21 protein-coding genes are annotated in these 21596 nt (G+C 72.2%); 14 read left to right on the top strand and 7 right to left on the bottom strand.

What is annotated here, in order from left to right:
• Window positions 1–60: 60 nt before the first annotated feature.
• Window positions 61–1245, bottom strand: a complete 1185-nt coding sequence (locus ACQ5SO_RS03150) for an MFS transporter (protein WP_430940117.1) — start codon at window positions 1243–1245, stop codon at window positions 61–63.
• Between the two features lie 262 nt (window positions 1246–1507).
• Here ACQ5SO_RS03150 and ACQ5SO_RS03145 point away from each other — a divergent pair, with 262 nt between their 5' ends.
• The 14 genes from ACQ5SO_RS03145 to ACQ5SO_RS03080 all read left to right on the top strand — a co-directional run bounded on the left by ACQ5SO_RS03145 (window position 1508) and on the right by ACQ5SO_RS03080 (window position 13978).
• Window positions 1508–2038: a MarR family winged helix-turn-helix transcriptional regulator gene (locus ACQ5SO_RS03145; protein WP_430940116.1), complete on the top strand. Its 531-nt coding sequence runs from the start codon at window positions 1508–1510 to the stop codon at window positions 2036–2038.
• 72 nt (window positions 2039–2110) lie between these two features.
• Window positions 2111–2899 carry a hydroxypyruvate isomerase family protein gene (locus ACQ5SO_RS03140; RefSeq protein WP_430940115.1) on the top strand — a complete coding sequence of 263 codons (789 nt, stop codon included), beginning with the start codon at window positions 2111–2113 and terminating at the stop codon, window positions 2897–2899.
• 11 nt (window positions 2900–2910) lie between these two features.
• The gene (gene arsC / locus ACQ5SO_RS03135) at window positions 2911–3258 is read left to right on the top strand and encodes an arsenate reductase (glutaredoxin) (RefSeq protein ID WP_430940114.1); all 348 of its coding nucleotides are present in this window, start codon (window positions 2911–2913) and stop codon (window positions 3256–3258) included.
• 113 nt (window positions 3259–3371) lie between these two features.
• The gene (locus tag ACQ5SO_RS03130; RefSeq protein ID WP_430940113.1) at window positions 3372–4232 is read left to right on the top strand and encodes a PaaX family transcriptional regulator C-terminal domain-containing protein; all 861 of its coding nucleotides are present in this window, start codon (window positions 3372–3374) and stop codon (window positions 4230–4232) included.
• A 139-nt stretch (window positions 4233–4371) separates the two neighbouring features.
• Window positions 4372–5346, top strand: coding sequence for a 1,2-phenylacetyl-CoA epoxidase subunit PaaA (gene paaA, locus ACQ5SO_RS03125; RefSeq protein WP_430940112.1), 975 nt, complete (start codon window positions 4372–4374; stop codon window positions 5344–5346).
• A complete protein-coding gene (locus ACQ5SO_RS03120; RefSeq protein WP_430940111.1) occupies window positions 5346–5702 on the top strand; it encodes a hypothetical protein in 357 nt (118 codons plus the stop codon). Before paaA ends, ACQ5SO_RS03120 begins: the two co-directional genes overlap by 1 nt.
• A gap of 37 nt (window positions 5703–5739) precedes the next feature.
• The gene (gene paaB, locus ACQ5SO_RS03115; RefSeq protein WP_430940110.1) at window positions 5740–6024 is read left to right on the top strand and encodes a 1,2-phenylacetyl-CoA epoxidase subunit PaaB; all 285 of its coding nucleotides are present in this window, start codon (window positions 5740–5742) and stop codon (window positions 6022–6024) included.
• A complete protein-coding gene (gene paaC / locus ACQ5SO_RS03110; protein ID WP_430940109.1) occupies window positions 6024–6866 on the top strand; it encodes a 1,2-phenylacetyl-CoA epoxidase subunit PaaC in 843 nt (280 codons plus the stop codon). The genes paaB and paaC overlap by 1 nt, the downstream gene beginning before the upstream one ends.
• A 5-nt stretch (window positions 6867–6871) precedes the next feature.
• Complete coding sequence (gene paaD / locus ACQ5SO_RS03105) at window positions 6872–7354, top strand: 1,2-phenylacetyl-CoA epoxidase subunit PaaD (protein ID WP_430940197.1); 483 nt, start codon at window positions 6872–6874, stop codon at window positions 7352–7354.
• Window positions 7355–7364: 10 nt separating this feature from the next.
• Window positions 7365–8447 (top strand): 2Fe-2S iron-sulfur cluster-binding protein, encoded by a 1083-nt coding sequence (locus ACQ5SO_RS03100; RefSeq protein ID WP_430940108.1) that lies wholly within the window; start codon window positions 7365–7367, stop codon window positions 8445–8447.
• 402 nt (window positions 8448–8849) lie between these two features.
• Complete coding sequence (locus ACQ5SO_RS03095) at window positions 8850–9860, top strand: cyclase family protein (protein WP_430940107.1); 1011 nt, start codon at window positions 8850–8852, stop codon at window positions 9858–9860.
• A 16-nt stretch (window positions 9861–9876) separates the two neighbouring features.
• Window positions 9877–10578, top strand: coding sequence for an SDR family oxidoreductase (locus ACQ5SO_RS03090; protein ID WP_430940106.1), 702 nt, complete (start codon window positions 9877–9879; stop codon window positions 10576–10578).
• Window positions 10579–10801: 223 nt separating this feature from the next.
• Window positions 10802–11578 (top strand): MBL fold metallo-hydrolase, encoded by a 777-nt coding sequence (locus ACQ5SO_RS03085; protein ID WP_430940105.1) that lies wholly within the window; start codon window positions 10802–10804, stop codon window positions 11576–11578.
• 405 nt (window positions 11579–11983) lie between these two features.
• Window positions 11984–13978 (top strand): hypothetical protein, encoded by a 1995-nt coding sequence (locus ACQ5SO_RS03080; protein ID WP_430940104.1) that lies wholly within the window; start codon window positions 11984–11986, stop codon window positions 13976–13978.
• 419 nt (window positions 13979–14397) lie between these two features.
• Here ACQ5SO_RS03080 and ACQ5SO_RS03075 read toward each other — a convergent pair whose 3' ends face one another.
• The 6 genes from ACQ5SO_RS03075 to ACQ5SO_RS03050 all read right to left on the bottom strand — a co-directional run bounded on the left by ACQ5SO_RS03075 (window position 14398) and on the right by ACQ5SO_RS03050 (window position 21362).
• Complete coding sequence (locus tag ACQ5SO_RS03075; RefSeq protein ID WP_430940103.1) at window positions 14398–15126, bottom strand: ABC transporter ATP-binding protein; 729 nt, start codon at window positions 15124–15126, stop codon at window positions 14398–14400.
• Window positions 15127–15129: 3 nt separating this feature from the next.
• Window positions 15130–15903 carry an ABC transporter ATP-binding protein gene (locus tag ACQ5SO_RS03070; protein WP_430940102.1) on the bottom strand — a complete coding sequence of 258 codons (774 nt, stop codon included), beginning with the start codon at window positions 15901–15903 and terminating at the stop codon, window positions 15130–15132.
• The gene (locus ACQ5SO_RS03065; RefSeq protein WP_430940101.1) at window positions 15900–17183 is read right to left on the bottom strand and encodes a branched-chain amino acid ABC transporter permease; all 1284 of its coding nucleotides are present in this window, start codon (window positions 17181–17183) and stop codon (window positions 15900–15902) included. The genes ACQ5SO_RS03070 and ACQ5SO_RS03065 overlap by 4 nt, the downstream gene beginning before the upstream one ends.
• Before the next feature lie 11 nt (window positions 17184–17194).
• Window positions 17195–18151: a branched-chain amino acid ABC transporter permease gene (locus ACQ5SO_RS03060; protein ID WP_430940100.1), complete on the bottom strand. Its 957-nt coding sequence runs from the start codon at window positions 18149–18151 to the stop codon at window positions 17195–17197.
• A 161-nt stretch (window positions 18152–18312) separates the two neighbouring features.
• Window positions 18313–19557, bottom strand: a complete 1245-nt coding sequence (locus ACQ5SO_RS03055) for a branched-chain amino acid ABC transporter substrate-binding protein (protein WP_430940099.1) — start codon at window positions 19555–19557, stop codon at window positions 18313–18315.
• Window positions 19558–19715: 158 nt separating this feature from the next.
• Window positions 19716–21362: a class I adenylate-forming enzyme family protein gene (locus ACQ5SO_RS03050; RefSeq protein WP_430940098.1), complete on the bottom strand. Its 1647-nt coding sequence runs from the start codon at window positions 21360–21362 to the stop codon at window positions 19716–19718.
• Window positions 21363–21596: the final 234 nt, after the last annotated feature.

Below are 21596 nucleotides of genomic sequence, written 5' to 3'. Positions count from 1 at the left end.
GGCGGGGAATCGGCGGATTCGGCGCCCGGGGTGGGGCGGGGCGAGGGGCGGGGCGCTGCGTCAGCGGAGGATCGGCCCCATGGCGCGCAGCCGCAGCATCGCGGCGATCCCGGCGACGGGCCCGAGGCCCATGGCCGCCAGGGTCCAGCTCCAGCCGACCGCCGCCGCCATCACCGGAGCGGCCTGCACCGTCCCGGCGGTCAGCGCGAAGCCGAGCGCGGTCTGCAGGGTCATCAGCGACCCGGCCCGCTCGGGCGGCGCCGCGTCGGCCACGAGGGCCGAGAACTGGGCGCTGTCGGGGATCACCGTCACCCCCCAGGCCAGCGCGCAGGCGAAGAACAGCCAGGGCGGTCCGCCGAAGGCGAGGGCGGTGAAGATGGCGCAGGCCATGCTGAGGACCATCGCGCCCGCCGCGACCTCGGCCTTGCCGAGCCGGTCCGCGGCGCGGCCCGCCAGCACGCAGGCCGGGGCCCCGGCGGCGATGGCGCAGAAGGCGGTGAGGGGGCCGAACCAGTCGCCGCCATCCCAGTTGGAGGCTGCGGCGGAGGCGCCTGCCGCCACGCCGATCCAGGCCCAGAAGGAATAAAGCTCCCACATGTGGCCAAGGTAGCCGGCGATGGCGAGGCGCACGCGGCGGTTGGTCCAGGCCTCGGTCATCGCGCGGAGCGACAGGGTCGCGGCGCGGGCGTGGTGCGGCCCGAGGCGGGCGGCGAAGATGAGGGCGCCCGCCGCCGCGGCGAGGGCCGAGGCGGCGAGGAGCCCGGCGCGCCAGTCGGCCCCCCCGGCCAGGCGCACGGCGTGGGGCAGGGCGGAGCCGAGGGTCAGCGCCCCCACCAGCGCGCCGACGATGAAGCCGCGGTCCTTCACGCTCCAGCCCACGGCGATCTTCATGCCGACGGGATAGACCCCGGCCAGCAGCGCCCCGACGGCGACCCTGAGCGCGATGGCGACGTCGGATCCGGGCGCGGCCCACAGCAGCCCGGCATTGGCGACCGCCGCGGACCAGGCGCAGGCGGCGAAGACCCGGCGCGGGTCGTAGCGGTCCGCCAGCCCCAGCGCAGCCGAGGCGAGGGCGCCGATGACGAAGCCGAGCTGGACGCCTGCGCTGAGCGCCGCCTGCCGGGCCGGGGACATCGGCGCCTCGCGCAGCATGTCCGGCAGCACGGCGGCGGCGGCGAACCAGAGGGCCATGGCCGCGATCTCGGCGGTGAAGAGGACGGCGAGGGCGCGGGCCTTGGGGGTCATGGGGCGGGCTTTCGGGCGTGGGGGCGGTGCAGGCAAGGTGAGGGCCGGGGCGCCAGAATGCACGGCGGGGGCGATCACGTCTGCCCACGCTTTCGTCGCCAATGCGCGAGGGGGGCGAGGGGGGGAGTGCGAGGAGGTGCGAGGGGGGGAGTGCGAGGAGGTGCGAGGGGGGAGCGCGGGGAGGTGCGAGGGGGAGGCGTGTGGACCTGGCAACAAAAGCGTGGCCCCGGCCCCGCGGCTGCGGTACTTCCGAAGCATGAATGTGAAAGCGAAACCTGGCGCGCTGGACGACGCGCTGTTCCTTGTCGACGCGCCCGATCCCGAGGGGGAGGCGGGGGCGGCGCGAAGGACGCTCTCGCTCACCGAGGCGCCCTCGGTGCTGCTGGTCTTCGCCGCAAACCGCTATACCCGCACCATCTCGCGCATCTACCAGGCCCGCTACGGGATCGGGGCGATGGACTGGCGGATGCTGGTGACGCTGACCCGGACGCCGGACAGCTCGGTCTCGCAGGCCGCGGACCTGATCGGGATCGACAAGGCGGCGGTGTCGCGCGCCATCGCCCGGCTCGAGGCCCGCGGGCTGGTGCAGTCGCGCACCCCCGGCCCCGATGCGCGGCGGCGGCTGTTCCGCCTGACGGCGGAGGGCGCGGCCCTGCATGATGAGGTGCTGGTGGACGCGCTGCGCCTGCAGCGGGAGATGCTGGACGGGTTCTCGGAGGAGGAGGCCGCGACGCTGGCGGGCCTGCTGCGGCGGTTCATCGACAACCTGGACGATGCGGGCGATGCGGGCTGAGCCGGGCCTGCGGGGCCAGGAGGGCCGAAGGGGCCGGGAGGGCCCAAGGGGCCGGGGGAGAAGGACCGCCCGATGACCGTGATCGCCGCCAACCTGGGCCTGATGTACCGGGACCGCCCGCTGACGGACGCCATCGCCGCCGCCGCGGCGGACGGGTTCGACGCGGTGGAGTTCCAGTTCCCCTATGACACGCCCGCCGAGGAGACCGCCGCCGCCCTGCGCGCCGCCGGGATCCCGGCGCTGGGGCTGAACACGCCGCTGGGGACCGGGCCCTGCGCGCTCGGCTTCGCCGCCGTGCCGGGCTACGGCGCCGAGGCGCGCGCGGCCATCGACCGCGCCTTCGCCTATGCCGAGGCCATCGGCGCCCGCGCCGTCCACGTCATGGCCGGAGAGACCGATGGCGGCCCGGCGGCGGATGCGGCCTATCGCGACGCGCTCTCCCACGCCTGCGACCGGGCGGCCGAGGGCGGGCGGATGGTGCTGATCGAGCCGCTGAACCCGCGGCAGGCCCCGCGCTATCACCTGGGCAGCGCCGAGCAGGGCGCCGAGGTGATCGAGGCGCTGGCCCGGCCCGAGCTGAAGCTGATGTACGACCTTTATCACCAGCAGATCCTGCAGGGAGACCTGGTGGAGCGGTTCAAGGCGCTGGCCCCGCTCGTGGGCCATGTGCAGTTCGCCGCCGTGCCGGACCGCGGCGCGCCCGCCGCCGACCTCTCGGGCGGCGAGATCCATGTCGGCGCCGTGCTGCGCGCGATCCGCGATGCGGGCTATGGCGGCGCGGCGGCGGCGGAATACATCCCCGGCGCGCCGGGGGCGGGGGCGTTGGACTGGCTCCCCGCCCTGCGCGCCGCATTGGCTTGAAGGAGAGACCCATGGACGTGGTGATCTGGCACAACCCGCGCTGCTCGAAATCGCGCGAGACGCTGGCCTTGCTGGAGGCGCGGGGGATCGCGCCGGTGGTGCGCAAGTATCTCGAGGATGCGCCCTCGGCGGCGGAGATCACGGCGGCGGCCGAGGCGGCGGGGCTGAGCCTGCGCGACATGGCCCGCCGGAAAGAGGCGGAGTGGAAGGCGCAGGGGCTCGATGACGTGGACGGGCCCGCGCTGGCCGAAGCCATGTCCGCGACGCCGAAGCTGATCGAGCGGCCGGTGGTCTTCGCCAATGGCCGCGCCGCGCTGGGCCGCCCGCCCGAGGCCGTGCTGGCGCTGCTGGAGGGCTGAGGCGGGGCGGCGCCGCGGGGCGGGACCGGCGCTGCGCCGGGTCCGGCCGCGGCGGCGCCCACCCCCCCCCGCCCGGCCCTCTCCTCCCCCGTTCCTGACCGAAGGCTGATCCGATGCAAGCCGCCCTCGCCGAGAAGCTGCTGAGCGCCTGGCCCATCCGGGCCGGGGCCTTCGTGGTGACGCTTTACGGCGACGTCGCCGCCCCGCGCGGCGGGCGGCTGTGGATGGGCGAGATCGTCGAGGCCTGCGCCCCGCTGGGCCTGTCCGACAGCCGGGTGCGCACGGCGGTGTCGCGCCTCGTGTCCTCGGGGCGGATCGAGGGGGAGAAGATCGGGCGCCGGTCGATGTACCGCCTGACCCGCTCGGGCGAGGCGGAGTTCGCCCGCGCCACCCGCCTGATCTACGCCCCCGCCGATCCGCCGCCGATGAAGGGCTGGCTGCTGGTCCCGCTGCCCCAGGGCGCGGGGCGCGAGGCGCTGGCCGCGAAGCTGCAGCGGCGGCGCTTCGGCATCCCGCGCCCGCATCTCGCCCTCGCGCCCGACCGCGGGGGACCGGCGCCCGACGTCGCGCCGCTGTTCCGGGCCGAATGCACCGACGACCTGGCGGAGCTGGCCGCCGCGGCCTGGCCGCTGGAGGAGCTTTCGGCGGCGATGACGCGGTTCCTCGAAGCCTTCGCGCCGCTGGAGGACCGGCTGGCGGCGCGGCCGATGCCGGGGCGCGACGCGCTCGCGCTGCGGCTGCTGCTGGTCCACGCCTGGCGCGAGATCGCGCTGGCCGACCCGGTGCTGCCGCTGGGCCTGCTGCCCGCAGGCTGGCCGGGGCCGGAGGCGCGGCGGCTGTTCGCGCGGCTCTACCTGGCGCTGACGCCCTCGGCCGAGGCCGAGGCGGCGCGGCGGTTCACGGGCGAGGATGGCCGCCCGCTGCGCCCCGACCCCGCGGAAATGGACGCCCGCCTCGCCCCGTTGCGGGGCTGAGCGCGGCCCGAAGCGGGAGCGCGCAGGTCTTAACGTGTCACAGAAATATTGATGCATCCCGAAATCTGTGACATATAACGCTGCAACGGCACGCAGCCCCGATTCCGTGGGCCCGATTCCTTTGGGAGGGACTCGAGACATGTACGCACAGTTGGTTGAGACCGGCGCCGCCGAGGGCGGGCCCGAGGAGCAGGCCTTCCAGGAGCGGATCGACCGCAACGTGCAGATCGAGCCGCGCGACTGGATGCCCGCCGGGTATCGCAAGACGCTGGTGCGCCAGATCTCCCAGCACGCGCATTCGGAAGTCGTCGGGCAGGCGCCCGAGGGCAACTGGATCACCCGCGCGCCGTCCTTGCAGCGCAAGGCGATCCTGCTGGCCAAGGTGCAGGACGAGGCGGGGCATGGCCTTTACCTCTATTGCGCCGCCGAGACGCTGGGGATTTCCCGCGACCAGCTGACCGAGCAGCTGCTGACCGGCAAGGCCAAGTACTCCTCGATCTTCAACGAGCCGACGCTGACCTGGGCCGACGTGGGCGCCATCGGCTGGCTGGTCGACGGCGCGGCGATCATGAACCAGGTGCCGCTGCAGCGCTGCTCCTACGGCCCCTATGGGCGGGCCATGGTGCGGATTTGCAAGGAGGAGAGCTTCCACCAGCGCCAGGGCTTCGACATCATGCGCGCCCTCGCCCACGGGACCGAGAAGCAGAAGGCCATGGCGCAGGACGCGCTGAACCGCTGGTGGTGGCCGTCGCTGATGATGTTCGGCCCCTCGGACAAGGACAGCACCCATTCGGCGCAGTCGATGCGCTGGGGCATCAAGCAGAACTCGAATGACGAGCTGCGGCAGAAATTCGTCGACCAGACCGCGCCGCAGGCGGCGTGGCTGGGGCTGACCGTCCCGGACCCGGAGCTGGCCTGGAACGAGGAGAAGGGCTGCTTCGACTTCGGCGAGCCGGACTGGGACGCCTTCATGGCGATCCTGAAGGGCAACGGCACCATGAACCGCGAGCGTCTCAACGCCCGCAACAAGGCCTGGGACGACGGCGACTGGTACCGCGAGGGGCTGATGGCCCATGCCGCGAAGCACGAGGCCGCGAAGACGGCGGCGGAGTGATGCGGGCGCTCGCCCTCGTCGCCATCCTGGCGGCGGGGCCGGCCGCGGGCCAGTACGTTTCGCAGAACCACGCCTGGGAGGCGGTTTGCAACCCGTCGGGATACGCGCTGACCAGCCGCGACCGGGTGGTGCGCTTCTTCGAAGGGGGCGCGAACAGCCGGGTCACGGATGGGCGCGAGACGCTCTATCTCGGCAAATCCTGCGACGCGTACCACGCTGAATTCGGCGAGGGCCGCTGGTGCTGGGCCAATGGCGGCTTCCGGGCGGAATTCGCCGACACGATCTTCGGGTTCCCGCGGCAGGAAATCTCCTGCCCCGACGGGGATATCGACCTTGGACTGCATTGCAGCTGCTGACCTGCGCGGCTGACCGAACAAAGACTGGGAGGACGACATGAGCCAGGAATGGCCCCTCTGGGAAATCTTCATCCGCGGCCGCCACGGCCTGTCGCATCGCCATGTCGGCTCTCTGCACGCGCCCGACGCGGCGCTGGCGCTGAAGGCGGCGCGGGACGTCTATACCCGCCGCAACGAGGGCGTGAGCATCTGGGCCGTCCCCGCCGCGCAGATCGCGGCGACCGAGCCCGACAAGGCCGAGGAGCTGTTCGAGCCGTCGGAGAGCAAGATCTATCGCCACCCGACCTTCTTCGACATCCCCGAAGACGTGGGGGCGATGTGATGAGCGCCCCTGCGCCCTCCGCCGAGAAGAAGCGCCCGCTGGTCCCCGGGACCACCGCCCGCGACGCGCGCGCCGATTTCACCGGGCCGCCCGCCGACCCGTTCCTCGCCTTCTGCCTGCGCATGGGCGACAACGCCCTGATCCTGGCGCAGCGGACGGGCGAGTGGTGCGGGCGCGCGCCGGTGCTGGAAGAGGACATCGCCTTCGCGAACATGGGCCTCGACCTGATCGGGCAGACCCAGCTGTGGTTCGAGCTGTTCGCGAAGACCGAGGGCAAGGGCCGCACGCAGGACGAGATCGCCTTCCTGCGCGAGGAGCGGGAATACCTGAACTCGCTCCTGGTCGAGCAGCCCAACGCCGATTTCGCCCATGCCCTGATGCGCCAGTACCTGTTCGACGCCTGGCACCTGCCGATGCAGGAGGGGCTGGAGCAGAGCGCGAACGAGGACGTCGCCGCCATCGCCGCCAAGACGGTGAAGGAAGTGCGCTACCATATCGACCGCTCGCGCGACCTGGTGATCCGCCTCGGCGACGGGTCGGAGAAGAGCAAGGCGAAGATGCAGGCCGCGCTCGACTGGCTCTGGCCCTTCACCGCGGATCTGGTGGCGTCGGATGCGCTGGACGATGCGCTGGCCGCGGAGGGGATCATCCCGGACCCCGAACAGACCCGCGCGCGGTTCGAGGCCGAGACCGAGGCGAGCCTGACCGAGGCGGGGCTGGTGATCCCCGAAGGCCCGCTGCGGCGGGTCGGCGGGCGCAATGGCCTGCATTCCGAGGCGATGGGCTATATCCTCTCGGAAATGCAGTCCCTGCCGCGCGCCCATCCCGGCGCGAGCTGGTGAGCGTCATGCGCCCGGACATGGACATCGTGAACGGCTGGATCGCCGAGGTCCCGGACCCCGAGATCCCGGCGGTCTCCCTCGTCGATCTCGGCATCGTGCGGGGCGCGGACTGGGACGGCGACACGCTGGTGGTCGACGTCACGCCGACCTATTCCGGGTGCCCGGCCACCGCCATCATCGAGATGGAGCTGGAGACGCACCTGCGCGGGAAGGGCCTGTCGGACGTGCGCATCAACCGGCGCATGTCCCCGCCCTGGACCACCGACTGGATCACGCCCAAGGGGCGCGAGGACCTGCGCGCATACGGCATCGCCCCCCCCGTGGGCGGCGCCGCGATGTGCGCCGGGTCGCTGACCGCGCAGGCGCCGGCCTGCCCCCGCTGCGGCGGGGCGGGAGAGCTGATCTCGGCCCGCGGGTCGACCCCGTGCAAGGCGCAGTTCCGCTGCCGGGACTGCCTGGAACCTTACGACTATTTCAAAGCCATCTGAGGGACGCGCCATGCAGGACTTCATTCCGCTGACCGTGACCGCGATCGACCGCGACACCGCCGACAGCGTGGCCGTCACCCTGGCCCCGCCCGCCGGAGAGGAGGGGCGCTTCGCCTTCCTGCCCGGCCAGCACCTGACCTTCCGCCGCGATTTCGACGGCGAGGAGCTGCGCCGCTCCTATTCCATCTGCGCCGGGCCGGGCGAGGGGCTGAAGATCGGCGTCAAGCGGGTGACGGGGGGCGCGTTCTCCTCGCTCATCAACGGTGATCTGAAGGTCGGCGACGTGCTCGAGGCCGGCGTGCCCGAGGGGCGCTTCCACGCGCCCGAGGCGCCGGCGGGCGGGTCCTGGCTCGGCTTCGCGGCCGGGTCCGGGATCACCCCGATCCTCGCCATCGCCAAGGCGATCCTGGCCGGGGACCCGGAGGCGCGGTTCACGCTGGTCTATGGCAACCGGGCGCAGGCCTCGGTGATGTTCCGCAGCGAACTCGGGGCGCTGAAGGACCGCTACATGGCGCGGCTGTCGGTGATCCACGTGTTCTCGGGCGAGGGGCAGGAGATCGACCTGTTCTCGGGCCGCATCGACGCGGAGAAATGCCGGGCGCTGTTCGGGGCGTGGGTGGACGTGGAGCACGCCGCGGGCGCCTTCATCTGCGGGCCGGAAGGCATGATGAAAGAGGTCCGCGGGGCGCTGGAAGGCGCCGGGATGGCGAAGGACGCGATCCACATGGAGATGTTCGGCGCCCCGCAGCAGGGCCGCGCCGCGAAGGCCGCCGCCGCCGCCGCCGCGGAAGCGGCCCGGGCCGCGGGCGACATGGCCGAGGTGGTGGTCCGCGCCGATGGGGCCGAGACCCGGTTCCGGATGCCGCGCCAGGGCGCCAACGTGCTGGACAGCGCGCGCGAGGCGGGCGTGGACGCGCCCTGGTCGTGCAAGGCGGGCGTCTGCGCCACCTGCGTGGCCCGCGTGGTCGAGGGCGAGGCCGAGATGGCGCAGAACTGGGCGCTCGAGGATCACGAGGTCCGCGACGGGCTGGTGCTGACCTGCCAGTGCCGCCCGGTCTCGGACCGGCTGGTGCTGGAATTCGACGCGCACTGACCCCGCGCCGGGCGCGCCCGCCGCGCGCCTGACGAGACAAGACACGGCCGCGCGCCCCGGGGCGCGGTCGCTGATACGGCGGGGGCGGGGCTTCCCTCGGCCCCATACCCCCCCATCGCAGGCGGCGGGGCGTCTCCCTTCCCGGGGCGCCCCGCCGCCGCGCGTCCGGCCCTTCCCTCGCGGCCCGGCGCGCATGCGGCCTCCCCCGCCGTCGCCCCGCGGAGCGCGCCCTCACGCGCCCGCGGGGCCCCGGGGCCTCTCCCTCCGCTTCACAGGTTCTGCACCGCCGCCCGCGCGCGGCGGTGGATTTCCGCGCGCGCCCGGGCGAGATTGGCGGGCAAGATTGTCAGACGAAGCAGGCGGGCGTCCAAGACCCGCCGCATCCTGGGAGGGAGAAAGACGATGACCAGGCGATGGACGCGCCGCCCCGAGGAGTCGACCTGGGGCGACTGGGGCGAGGATGACCAGCTCGGGCGCCTCAACCTGATCGACGACGCCAAGCGCCGGCAGGCGGCGGCCGAGGTGCAAGCGGGCAAGGCGTTCTGCCTGTCGCTGCCGCTCGACAAGCCGGGGGGGAACCTTTTGAACAAGCGCCGCCACCCGCCGGTGCTGAAGCCGACCTCGCTGGACGACCGGCCCTTCTTCAACGCCCATTTCGCCGAGCCGGGCGAGGGGCCGACCGATGTCGTGTGCGACGACCTCGCGATCCTGCACCTGCAGTATTCGACCCAGTGGGACGCGCTGGCCCATGTCGGGTCCTGGTTCGACGCGGACGAGGATGGGACGCCGGAGAAGCGGTATTACAACGGCTTCACCGAGGCGGACATGCAGGTCTCGGCCGACGGCGCCTCGCGCGCGACGCGCCTCGGGATCGAGGGCATGGCCGCGCATGGCGTGCAGGGCCGCGGCGTGATGGCCGATTTGCGCGCGCATCTCGGGGATGCCCAGCAGGCGGTGGGCTATGACGCGCTGATGCGGGTGCTGGAGGCGGACGGCGCCGAGGTCGAGCCGGGCGACATCCTGTGCCTGCACACGGGCTTCGCCGACCGGGTGATGGCGCACCAGGGCGAGGTGACGAAGGAGCTTCTGCACGGGACCTGTTCTGCGCTCGACGGGCGGGACGAGAAGCTGCAGCGCTGGGTGATCGACAGCGGCGTGGCGGCGCTGGCGGCGGACAATTACGCGGTCGAGGCCTATCCCGCCCGCCCGGGCGAGGACGCCTGCTGCGCGGCGCTGCCGCTGCACGAGCTGTGCCTGTTCAAGCTGGGCGTGCACCTCGGCGAGCTGTGGTGGATGACCGAGCTGGCCGGGTGGCTGCGCGCGAACAAGCGCACGCGGTTCATGCTGACGGCGCCGCCGCTGCGGCTGCCGGGGGCCGTGGGCTCGCCCCTCTCGCCCATCGCGACGGTGTAAGGGGATGGCCAAGGGGATGGAACGGGTTCTTGTGACCGGCGGCGCGGCGGGGATCGGCGCCGCGATCGCGGATATGTGCCGGGACGCAGGCTGGGAGGCGGTGGTGATCGACGCCGCTCCTTGCCCCGGGGGGATCGTGGCGGATCTCTCGGACCCCGGCGCGGCGGCGGCGGCGCTGGAGGAGGCGCTGTCGGGCGGGCCGATCACCCGGCTGGTGAACAATGTCGGGCTGGTGGCCCCGGCGGCGCTGGCCGACCAGACGCTGGCCGAGTTCGACCGGGCGGCGGCGCTGAACCTGCGCTGCGCGATGCAATGCGCGCAGGCGGTGCTGCCGGGGATGCGGGCGGCGGGGTTCGGGCGGATCGTCAACATCGCCTCGCGCGCGGCCCTGGGGAAGGAGGGGCGGACGGCCTATTCCGCGACCAAGGCGGGGCTGATCGGCATGGCCAAGACCTGGGCGCTGGAGCTGGGCGCGGACGGGATCACCGCCAACGCCATCGGCCCCGGCCCGATCGCGACCGAGCTGTTCGACAGGGCCAATCCCCCCGGCGCGCCGCGCACGCAAGCGATCATCGACGCGGTGCCGGTGAAGCGGGTGGGCACGCCCGCCGACGTGGCCCATGCCGCGCGGTACCTGTTGTCGGCGGAGGCGGGGTTCGTGACCGGGCAGTGTCTTTACGTCTGCGGCGGGATGACGGTGGGGGCCGCGGGGGCGTAGCGGCGGGGGCGCGGGCGCGCGCCCCGGGGGCCATGCCCCCCCGGTCGCCCCCCGGTCGCGCCTCGTTCGCGCCCACGCCCCCCGCCCGGCGTTCACGCAAATGCGATCCCGGCCCGGCTGGGCGGGTTTCCGGTCCGGGCTATTTCGCGGCCGAAGGGACCCGCGAAGCGGCCCCGGAGCGGCGCGGCCCCGCGCTGCAGCTCTGAAACAGGGAGAAGACGAGATGCAGATGAACCGACGCGACGCCCTCAAGATCACCGCCGCCTGGGCGGCCGCCGCCACCTTCATGCCCTTCGCCGCCCGCGCCGGCGGGCATGGCGACATGTACGAGGCCGAGGGCGGCGAGATCGGGATTCACCCGGTCGACCACGCCTCGTTCGTGATGACCACGCCGCTGGGGACCATCTACAACGACCCGGTCGGCGGGGCGGAGAAATACGCGGACATGCCCGCCGCGGATCTCGTGCTGATCACGCATGAGCATGGCGACCACTTCAACCTCGACACCCTGAACGGCGTGGTGGGCGAGGGCACGATGCTGCTGACCAACCCCTCGGTCTACGAGAAGCTGCCCGAGGCGCTGAAGGCGAAGGCGCAGATGATCGGCAATGGCGAGACGACCGAGATGATGGGCGTCGGCATCGAGGCGATCCCGGCCTACAACCTGACCGAGGAGCGCAAGAAGTTCCATCCCAAGGGCCGCGACAACGGCTATGTGCTGACCCTGGCGGGGATGCGCATCTACATCGCCGGCGACACCGAGGACATCCCCGAGATGCGCGCCCTGAAGGACATCGACATGGCCTTCGTGCCGATGAACCTGCCCTACACGATGGACCCGATCGCCGCCGCCGGGGGCGTGGCCGCCTTCGCGCCGAAGGTGGTGTACCCCTATCACTACCGCGACCAGGACCCGAAGGAATTCGCGGCGAAGCTGGCCGAGCTCGGGGCCGGGTCCGAGGTGAAATACGGCGCCTGGTACGGCGAGCAGCACGCCTGATCGGCGGCGCGGACGCGCAGAAGAGAAGGGGCGGCCCGGCAGCGGGCCGCCCGTTTGCGTTCCGGGGGGGGCGGTTGCGGCGGCGCCGGTCCCGCCGCTTGGGCCGCGAGGCGTTGCGCCTCCCGGCGGGCGGCCCGCCCGGGCGGGACAGCGATGAGGTGGGCGGCGGCGAGCGGCGGGTCTGGGCCGGGCGGTGCGCGTCGCCGGTCCTCCCCCGCCCCGGGGTCCCGCCGCGCCGGGCGGTCCGGTTGACAGCCGCGGCCATGCCGCCCGATGCTGCCTTCCGCGTAAAACCCCGGAGCGTGTCGCCGCCATGCAGTCCCCCCTGACCCCGCCGCGCCGCGCCCGTCCGGCGCGCGCCGTCCTGCCCCCGCGCCCCTGCGCCGTCGCGGCGGAGATCGGGGCATGAGCGCCCCGGCCCCCGCCCCGGCCCCCGCTTCGGCCGCCACCCCGGCCCCCGCCCGCCGCGAGATCGGCCCGCCGCCGCCCGCGACCGGGCGGGCGCGGCAGGCGCTCTGGGCCCTCGCGGCGCTGCCGCTGCTGCTGTGGCTGGTCGCGGTTCCGGGCCTCTTCAACGTGGACGAGGCGCTCTATTTCCTCTCGGCCGACGCGATGGCGCGGCACGGGTCCTTCACGGTTCAGAACGGCTGGGAGCAATACCCGGTCGCGGCGATGAAGCTGTGGTTCCTGGTGGAGGGGACCGGGGGGCTGACCTCGCAATACCCGCCCGGGCCGGCGCTGCTGGGGGCGGGGCCGGTCTCGGCCCTCGGGATCCGGGGGCTGACGCTGCTGAACGCGCTGGCGGCGGCGGGGACGGTGTTCGCGGTGCGGGCGCTGGCCTGGCGGATGTTCGGCGACGCGCGGGTGGCGCTGGGGGCGGCGGCGATCTTCATGCTCTCGAGCTTCTGGCTGGAATTCTCGGTCGGGGTCTGGCCGCACGCGATCACGGTCTGCCTGACCACGGTCGCGCTGGCGCTGGGCCTGGGCGCGGCGGATGCGCAGGCGCGCGGCGCGGCGCTGGGGCGCGCGGCGGCGGCGGGGGCGGCGCTGGGCGCGGCCTGCCTGTTCCGGCTCGACGCCATCCTCGTGCTGCCCGCCATCGGGGCCTTCGCGGTGCTGTTCGCGGCGCGCCCCTGGGCGATGATCGCGGGCGGGGCGGCGGGGCTGGCGGGGCCGCTGCTGGCGCTGGCGGCGCTGAACCAGGCGAAGTTCGGCGCGCTGAACCCGTTCAGCTACGGGCGCGACGACGGGCTGACCACGCTGTCGGGCCACGCGCCGCTGCTGGGCGCGGCGGCGGCGGGGCTGGGGCTGCTGGTCCTGTTCCGGGCGCTGCCCCGCCGGCAGGGCGCGGCGCTGGCCGGGGGGCTGGCGCTGGCGGCCGCAATCGGCGCGGCGCTGGTTCCCGCGGTGGGCGCGGCGCTGGGCCGGGTGGGGTTCGGCGCCTGGGGGCTCCTGGTGGATGCGCGGGCGCTGATCGACCTGCACCCGCACCTGATCCCGGGGCCGGGGGGGACGATGCTCAATCTCGGCCTCGCCAAGAAGGCGCTGGGGCAGAGCCTGCCCTGGGCGGGGCTGCTGCTGGCGGCGCCCTTCCTGCGCTGGGACGGACGGGGGCGGCGCGGGGCGCTGCTCTGCGCCATCGCCGCGGCGCCCTACGCGGCGGCCTTCCTGCCGAGCGCGTGGTTCGGCGGGCTGGGGGGCAACATGCGGTATTTCATGCCGCTTCTGCCGCTGCTGGCGGCGCTGGGCGCGGCGGTGCTGGCGCGGCTGATCGCGGCGGCGGGCGGCGGCGCGGCGGTCGGGGCGGCGCTGCGGCTCGGCGGGCTGGGCGGCGGCGCGGCGGCGGTGGGCTGGCTGCTGGCCGGGCCCGGCGGCGCGCCGGGGGCGCAGCAGGTCCTGGCGCTCTGGCTGCTGGCCGCGGTCGCGGCGGCGTCGCTGGCCGCGGGGCTCGCCGCGGCGGCCCCGGGGGCGCCCGGCGGGCTGCGCCGCGGCACGGCGCGGGCGGCGGTCGCGCTGGGGGCGGCGGGCTTCGCGGGGGGGCTGTTCGCGGGGGGGATGGACCTTGCGTTCTCGCAGCACCGGCGGGCGGTCTCGGCGCTGACGGCCGAGGCGCTGGCGGGGATCGAGGCGCCCAGCATGATGTTCGGCCCGCCCGAGCTGCTGGCCAACCAGGTCGGCCGGGACGACGCGCTGATCGCGATGGTGAGCAATCGCGGCTATCACGTCGACGCGGAGCTGCTGCGCCGGGCCCTGGCCGACGGGCGCGCGGTGGCGGTGCACACGCCGCTGATGCCCGAGGCGCTGGCGCTGATCCCGGGGCTGGAGGCGCGCGAGGTGATCGAGACGCCCTCGGGCGACTGGGTGCTGGTCGGCCTGCCGGGGGGCGACCCGGCGCGATAGGCCGGGGCAGGGCGCGCCCCCGCCGAAGGGCCGCGCGGCCGTGAGGCCGCGGCGGGCCGGAGGCTCCCCCGCCCGACGCCGCGCGCCCCGCGGGGATCGGCGCCCCCCCGCCGAAGGGCCGCGCGGCCGCAAGGCCGCGGCGGGCCGGAGGCCCCCCGCCCGACGCCGCGCGCCGCGCCCGGATCGGCGCGCCCCCCGCCGGAGGGCCGCGCGGCCGCGAGGCCGCGGCGGGCCGGAGGCCGCGACCCGCCCACGGGGAACACGCCCGGGGGAACCCGCCCACGGGGGACACGCCCGGGTGTGCCCTCCCGTGAAGATCCGGCCCATGAAGACCCGGCCATGCAGGCCCGGCCCATGAAAAAACGCCGCCGGGGCGCGATCCCCGGCGGCGTCTGCGCGCGCGGCATGGGCGGGAGGCGTCAGACCTCCAGCCACTCCTTGCGCACGTCCTCGCGGTCCTTCAGGCCCTGCGGCGTGCCCTCGTAGACCATCTCGCCATGGCCCATCACGTAGACCCGGTCGGCGATGTCCATTGCGATGGAGAGCTTCTGCTCCACCAGCATGATCGCGATGCCGCGCCGCGCGATCTCGCGCAGCAGGTCCGCGACCTTGAGGACCATCTGCGGCGACAGCCCCTCGGTCGGCTCGTCCACCATGATCAGGTCCGGGTCGCCCATCAGCGTCCGGCACATGGTCAGCATCTGCTGCTCGCCGCCCGAAAGCACGCTCGCCTCGGTGTCCGCGCGCCGCTGCAGGTTCTCGAACATGTCGAACATGTCCTGCATCTTCCAGCGCCCGTCGCCGTCCTTGATCCCGGGCTTCATCCCGAGGACCAGGTTCTGGCGCGTGGTCATGCCCGGGAAGATGTCCCGGTTCTCCGGCACGTAGCCGACCCCGAGGCGCGAGACCTCGAACGCCTTCTTGCCCGCGATCTGCTGGCCCTTGAACATGACCGAGCCCTTCGGCTCGACCTCGCCCATGATCGCCTTGCAGGTCGTGGAGCGCCCCGCGCCGTTGCGGCCGAGGAGGGCGACGATCTCGCCCGCCCGGACCTCCATGTTGACGCCGTGCAGGATGTGGGACTTGCCGTAATAGGCGTGCATGTCCCGGACCTCGAGCATCACCTCGCCATGTTGCATCTGCGTCATTCCTCAGTGCCCCGCCGCTTCTTCGGCCTCGAGCGCCGCGCCCAGGTAGGCTTCCTGCACCTTCGGGTCCGCGCGCACCGCCTCCGGCTCGCCGGTCGCGACGATCTCGCCATAGACCAGCACCGAGATCCTGTCGGCGAGGCCGAAGACGACGGGCATGTCATGCTCCACCATCATCAGCGTCTTGCCCTCGGTCACCTTGCCGATCAGCTCGACGATGTAGTCGGTCTCGGACCGGCTCATGCCCGCGGTGGGCTCGTCGAGCATGATGACGTCGGCGCCGCCGCCCACGGTGATGCCGATCTCCAGCGCGCGCTGCTCGGAGTAGGAGAGCAGGCCCGCGGGGATGTCGCGCCGGTGCAGCAGGTTGATGCTGTCGAGGATCGCGTCCGCGTCCTCGGTCAGGTGCCGCTGCTTGTTGACCATGGACCACCAGTTGTAGCGGTAGCCCTCGGGCCACAGCAGGGCGCAGCGCACGTTCTCGAACACCGTCATCTTGGGGAAGATGTTGGTGATCTGGAACGAGCGGGAGAGCCCGCGGCGGTTGATGTTGAAGGGCTCCATCCCCGAGATGTCCTCGCCGTGCAGCCGCACGGCGCCGGAGGTGGGGGCGAAGCGCCCGGAGATCAGGTTGAACAGCGTGGACTTGCCGGCGCCGTTCGGGCCGATCACCGCGTGGCGTTCGCCCTTGGCGACCGAGAGGTTCACGCCGCGGATGATCTCGGCCTTGCCGAAGGACTTCTGCAGGTTGTCCAGCTGAACTGCGGGAACGCTCATGCTCCGCCTCCCAGTTTGCTGTCGGGCAGGGTGTTGGCCTGGTGCCAGGCGTGGACCAGGTCGGGCGCGCCGCGGCGGGCCAGCCAGACGCAGGCCGCGAACACGGCGCCGAAGACGGCCCAGGACACGACCGAGAAGGCGTTCCACTCGACCCCGTAGATGCCGATCATCGGGTGATCCGCGCTGGCGTGCTCGACATGGAACAGCAGCTCGATCAGCCCGCAGCCGGCCAGCACCGCGATGATGCCGGGCAGCACCGTGGTGATGTAGGGCTTCACCAGCAGGTTCATCTTGCCCAGCTTCCACGGCAGCGAATGCATGGCGATGATGCCGGTCAGGCCCTGCGGCGCGAACATGACGACGGCCACGAACAGCGCGCCCAGGTACAGCGCCCAGACCTCGGTGTGCAGCGACATCACGGTCTGCAGCAGGGTGAACAGGATCGCGCCCACGATCGGGCCGGCGAAGAAGCCGACGCCGCCGAGGAAGGTGACCAGCAGGATCGAGCCGGAGGTGGCGAGGTTGAGGTTCTCTTCCGTCAGGATCTCGTAGTTGATCGCGAACAGCGCGCCGGCGACGCCGGCGAAGAAGCCGGAGGCGACGAAGGAGCCGTAGCGGACCCAGCGGGCGGAGTAGCCGAGGAACTCGGCCCGTTCGGCGTTGTCGCGCACGGCGTTGGCCATGCGGCCGAGCGGGGTGCGCGAGAACAGGAACATCCCCAGCGCGGCGATGAAGGTCCAGGCGGCGATCAGGTAGTAGACCTCGATCTGCTGGAGCCATTCGATGCCGAAGAAGGAGGTGTTCCAGGTCCGGTCGCCCGACACGCCTTCCTCGCCGCCGAAGAAGGCGGTGATGATGATCGAGCAGGCGGCCACCAGCTCGCCGATGCCGAGGCTGATCATCGCGAACACCGTGCCCGCGTTGCGGGTGGAGAAGGCGCCGATGACGGTGGCGAAGAACATGCCGAACAGGCCGCCCAGCAGGGGCAGGACCGGCAGCGGCAGGGTGACGTCATAGACCTCGAGGTAGTTGATCACGTGCATGGAGAAGAAGCCCCCCATGCCCATGTAGACCGCGTGGCCGAAGGAGAGCATCCCCCCCTGGCCGAGCAGCATGTTGTAGGCCAGCGCGAACACGATGGTGATCGCCATCTGGTTCATGATGGTGATGTCGCTGTTGGAGCTGAAGATCAGCGGCGCGACGACGAGGAAGATCGCGGCGATGATCCAGGGCATGGCGGCCCTGAACAGGCCGGACGAGGCGGCGGCGGGTCGGGTCATGGTTGTATCGGTCAATGTCCACGCTTTCCGAACAGGCCGTAGGGACGGAACACCAGGACCATCACCATCAGCAGGTAGGGCAGGATCGGACCGACCTGCGGCAGGCTCAGGGTCCAGAGGTCGCGGAACAGGCTGTCATAGACGGCGTCCGGCTTCTCGAAGCCCAGGAACTCCAGCAGGCTCGCCATCTCCAGGTTGTAGGTGGCGGCGAAGGTGGTGATCCAGCCGATCAGCAGCGAGGCGACGAGCGCGCCCCAGAGCGAGCCGAGCCCGCCGATGACGATGGTCACGAAGACGATGGAGCCGAGCACGATGGCCATGCCGGGGAAGGTGCCGAGCACCGGGCCCGCGATCACGCCGGCGACGCCCGCCAGCGCGGTGCCGACGCCGAACACGCCCATGAACACCAGCGGCACGTTGTGCCCCAGCGCCTGCACGGTGGCGGGGTAGGACAGCGCGGCCTGGATGATCAGCCCGACGCGGGTGCGCGTCAGCACCAGCAGCAGCCCGGCGAAGATGGCGATCGAGATGAAGATCATGAAGATCTTGTAGGCCTGGATGTCCATGCCGGAGATCGAGAAGGCGGCGCCTTCGAGGATTTCGGGCTTGGCGAAGGGCACCTGGTTCTTGCCCCAGAAGAACTGCACGATCTCTTCGATCAGCAGCGCGAGGCCGAAGGTGAAGATCAGCTCGGGCACGTGCCCGTACTGGTGCACGCGGCGCAGGCCGTAGCGTTCCACCAGCGCGCCGACGACGCCCACGAGCGGCGGCGCGATGAGAAGGGCCGGCCAGAAGCCGACATAGATGGAGATGGTGTAACCGAAATAGGCGCCCAGCATGTAGAAGCTGGCATGCGCGAAGTTCAGCACGCCCATCATCGAGAAGATCAGGGTCAGACCGCTGGACAGCATGAACAGCAGCAGCCCGGTGACCAGCCCGTCGATGATATTGACGAGGACAAGTTCCATGTCGCCCAGTCCCTCCGGCGAATGGTTCACGGGTATCGGGTGAAGTCGGGGGGCGCGCAGCGGCGGCGCCCGGAAGGGCGCGGGCCGGCCGGGATCCGGCCGGCCCGCTGGCGTCCGACGCGCCCCCCGAGCGCGGGGGGCGCGGGCCGGTCAGGCCGGGATCACGGGCGGCGCATCTTGCAGGTGGTCGGCGCGTCGGCCGAGGCCATCTCGACCGTCGATTCGACCACCGGGGCGTAGCCGGAGTTGTCGTAGTCGTGCACGACGCCCTCGTCGGTGTGGACCATGATGTGCACGTCCTGGATGATCTGGTGATCCTCCGCGCGCATCTTCAGCTTGCTGCCGAAGATCGAGTCGTACTCCATGCCCTCGAGCGCGTAGGCCACCTTGACCACGTCGTCCGCGGTGCCGGCTTCCTCGATCGCCTTGGCCAGCATCCCGACCACGTTCACGATGCGCGACTGGGACATGTTGCCGTCAGGGTAGCGCTTCTCGAACTCGCGCAGCATCGCCACCACGTTCTCGTTCGGGGCCGGGCTCAGCTGGCCCTCGGAGACCAGGCGGATCTTGCCCTTGCCCGCCTCGCCGAACGCCGCGGTGATGCCGTCGGCGGCCCCGTAGTAGGTGTAGATCGGGCCGTCGAAGCCGGCCTCGATGATCGCGGTGCCGAGGCCGAGCATGTCGGTGCCCCAGTTGCCGGTGATCACCGCGTCGGCGCCCGAGGCGACGATCTTGCGCGCGTAGGGGGTGAAGTCCTTCACCTTGCCGATCGGGTGCAGCTCGTCGCCGACGATCTCGACGTTCGGGGCCTTGTCCTTGAGCATCCGGTTCGCCGCGGCCGAGACGGCCTTGCCGAAGGAGTAGTCCTGGCCGATCACGTAGACCTTCTTGATGGACTCGTCCTGCGCGATGATGTCGGTCATCGCGTCCATCTTGATGTCGGCGTTCGCGTCGAAGCGGAAGTGCCAGAAGTTGCAGTCTTCGTTGGTCAGCGCCGGATCGACGGCCGAGTAGTTCAGGAACAGCACGCGGTCGTCGGGGTTGCGGCGGTTATGTTTGTTGATCGCGTCGGTCAGCGCGTGCGCGACGCCCGAGGAGTTGCCCTGGGTGACGTAGCGGATGCCTTGGTCGATGGCGACCTTGAGCTGGATCAGCGATTCCTTGGGGCTGATCTTGTTGTCGAAGCCGATGACTTCCATCTTGGCGCCGCCCAGCAGGCCGCCCTTTTCGTTGACGAAGTAATCGGCGGCGAACTGGTACTGCTTCAGGCCGTTCGAGCCGGTCGAGGCGAAGCCGCCCGACAGCGGGTCGATGAAGGCGATCTTGATGGTGTCGGACGCCATGGCGGTCGTCGCGATGACCGAGGTCGCGGCGGCGAGCGCAAGGCTGCGAAGGGTCTTCTTCATGGGTTTCCTCCCGTGGGTGCGCGCCGGTGGGACCTCCCATGTCCTCCCGACGCCAAACCTGTGCGAAACATCGTTTCACAGTTGCATTCCATGTCAAGCGCCCATCGGCGTCTTGCGCAAGGAAATTGCGTGACCGGCACGTAAACCGGCGTTTCCTGTCAGGATCCGCGCAGGGCGGTCTTCAGGATCTTTCCGTTGGCGTTCCGCGGCAGCGGCTCGGACCGGAAGGTCCAGCGCTCGGGCCGGCGGAAATCGGCGAGGCGGGCGGCGGCCAGCGCCTCGAGCTCGGCCTGCACCTGCGCGGGGTCGGCGCCGTCCTTGAGGACGAGGACCGCGCGCACCCGCTCGCCCAGCACCTCGCAGGGATAGCCGAGCACGGCGCATTCGGCGACGGCGGCGGATTTCATCAGCACGTTCTCGACCTCGGTCGAGAAGATCTTGTAGCCGCCGCGGTTGATCATGTCCTTCTTGCGGTCGAGCACCTCGACGAAGCCGCGGGCGTCGATGCGCCCCAGGTCGCCGGATTTCCACATCCCGCCCGCGAACTCGCTCGCGTTCGCGTCGGGGCGGTTCCAGTAGCCGGGGATGACCAGCGGCCCGCCGATCCAGATCTCGCCGATCTCGCCCGCGGGCAGTTCGCGCCCGTCGTCGTCGAACACGGCGAGGGAGGAGAAATGCATCGCCTTGCCGACCGCGTTGGGCACGGATTTCGTGGCATGGGTGGGCATCATGGTGACGGCGGAGGCGGTTTCGGTGGCGCCGTAGCCCTGCTGGAGCGCGAGGGTGGGCAGGCGCGCCTCCAGCGCCTCGATCACCGGGACGGGCATCGGCGCGCCGCCGAAACCGCCGAGCCGCCAGGCCGACAGGTCCCGGTCGTCGAAGCTCGGGTCCATCAGGCAGAGCTGGTACATCGCCGGGACCATCAGCGAATGGGTCACCCGCTCGCGCTCCATCACCTCCAGGAACGGGCCGGCCTTGAAGGCGCGGACCACCACCACGGTGCAGCCGGCGGTGAGGAAGGCGAGGATGTTGGCGACGAGGCCGGTGACATGGCTGGCCGGGACCGACAGCACGGTGCGGTCGCCGGGGCGGATGTCCATCCCGGCGTGGAACTGCAGGCAGGAATGCACGAGGTTGAAATGCGTGAGCATCGCGCCCTTGGGCTTCCCGGTGGTGCCGGAGGTGTAGAGGATGACGGCGAGGTCTTCCTCCTCCCCCGGGTCGGGATCGGGCGCGGGGCCTTCCCCGGCGAAGAGCGGCGCGCCGTCCTGCACCGCGATGCGGGCGCGCAGGCCGGGGGTGTCGGCTTCGGGCGGCAGCTGGCCCGCCATCTCGGCGTCATGCACCAGGATCGCGGCGCCGCTGTCATTGACGGCGAAGGCGATCTCGGGCGGGGCGTAGCGGGGGTTGAGGGGCAGCATCGCGAGGCCCTGGCGCATGCAGGCCAGGAACAGCTCGATGAACACCGCCTTGTTGCCGATCTGGGCCGCCACCCGGTCGCCCTTGCGCAGGCCGAGCGCGTGCAGGCCGGCGGCGATTTCCGCGGCGCGGGCGTGGAGGGCGTCGTGGGTGAGGCGCGCTTCCTCGGCCGCCACGGCGTCGGCGCCGGGATTGGCGGCGCGGGCGGCGTCGAGCATGGCGTGGAGAGTCGCGGGCCGGTCCGGCGCGCAGGGCATGATCCGCCCGAAATGCAGTTCCCTGCGCGCGGCGACCGGCGCAAGGGTCATCCAGCCATCAGCAAGCCCGCCCGACCCGGCCTGCTGGCCAGGGGTCGCGGCGCCGCCTGCGCGGTCCGATCCGTCCATGGACGACTCCCAATCCTCCCCTGCAGGGCCCCCGTCATTGCTCGCGGGCGCTCCTGCGTCGGGACTCACGCTAGCGGCGAGACGGGCGGGGCGCAATGCCGCAGGCATGGGAAACTGAACAATTGGCCAGCCGCCGGCGCCGGGGCGGGTCCGCGGCGGCGCGGGGTTCCGCGCGGTGGATCGCGGCGCCGTTGATCGGCGGCGCGCGGCGGTCCACTGTGCCGCGCAATGACA

The sequence above is a fragment of the Rhodovulum sp. DZ06 genome (genome assembly GCF_050586345.1).
GTDB lineage: Bacteria > Pseudomonadota > Alphaproteobacteria > Rhodobacterales > Rhodobacteraceae > JBOCEF01.
This window is presented reverse-complemented; position numbering and strand designations above follow the sequence as displayed.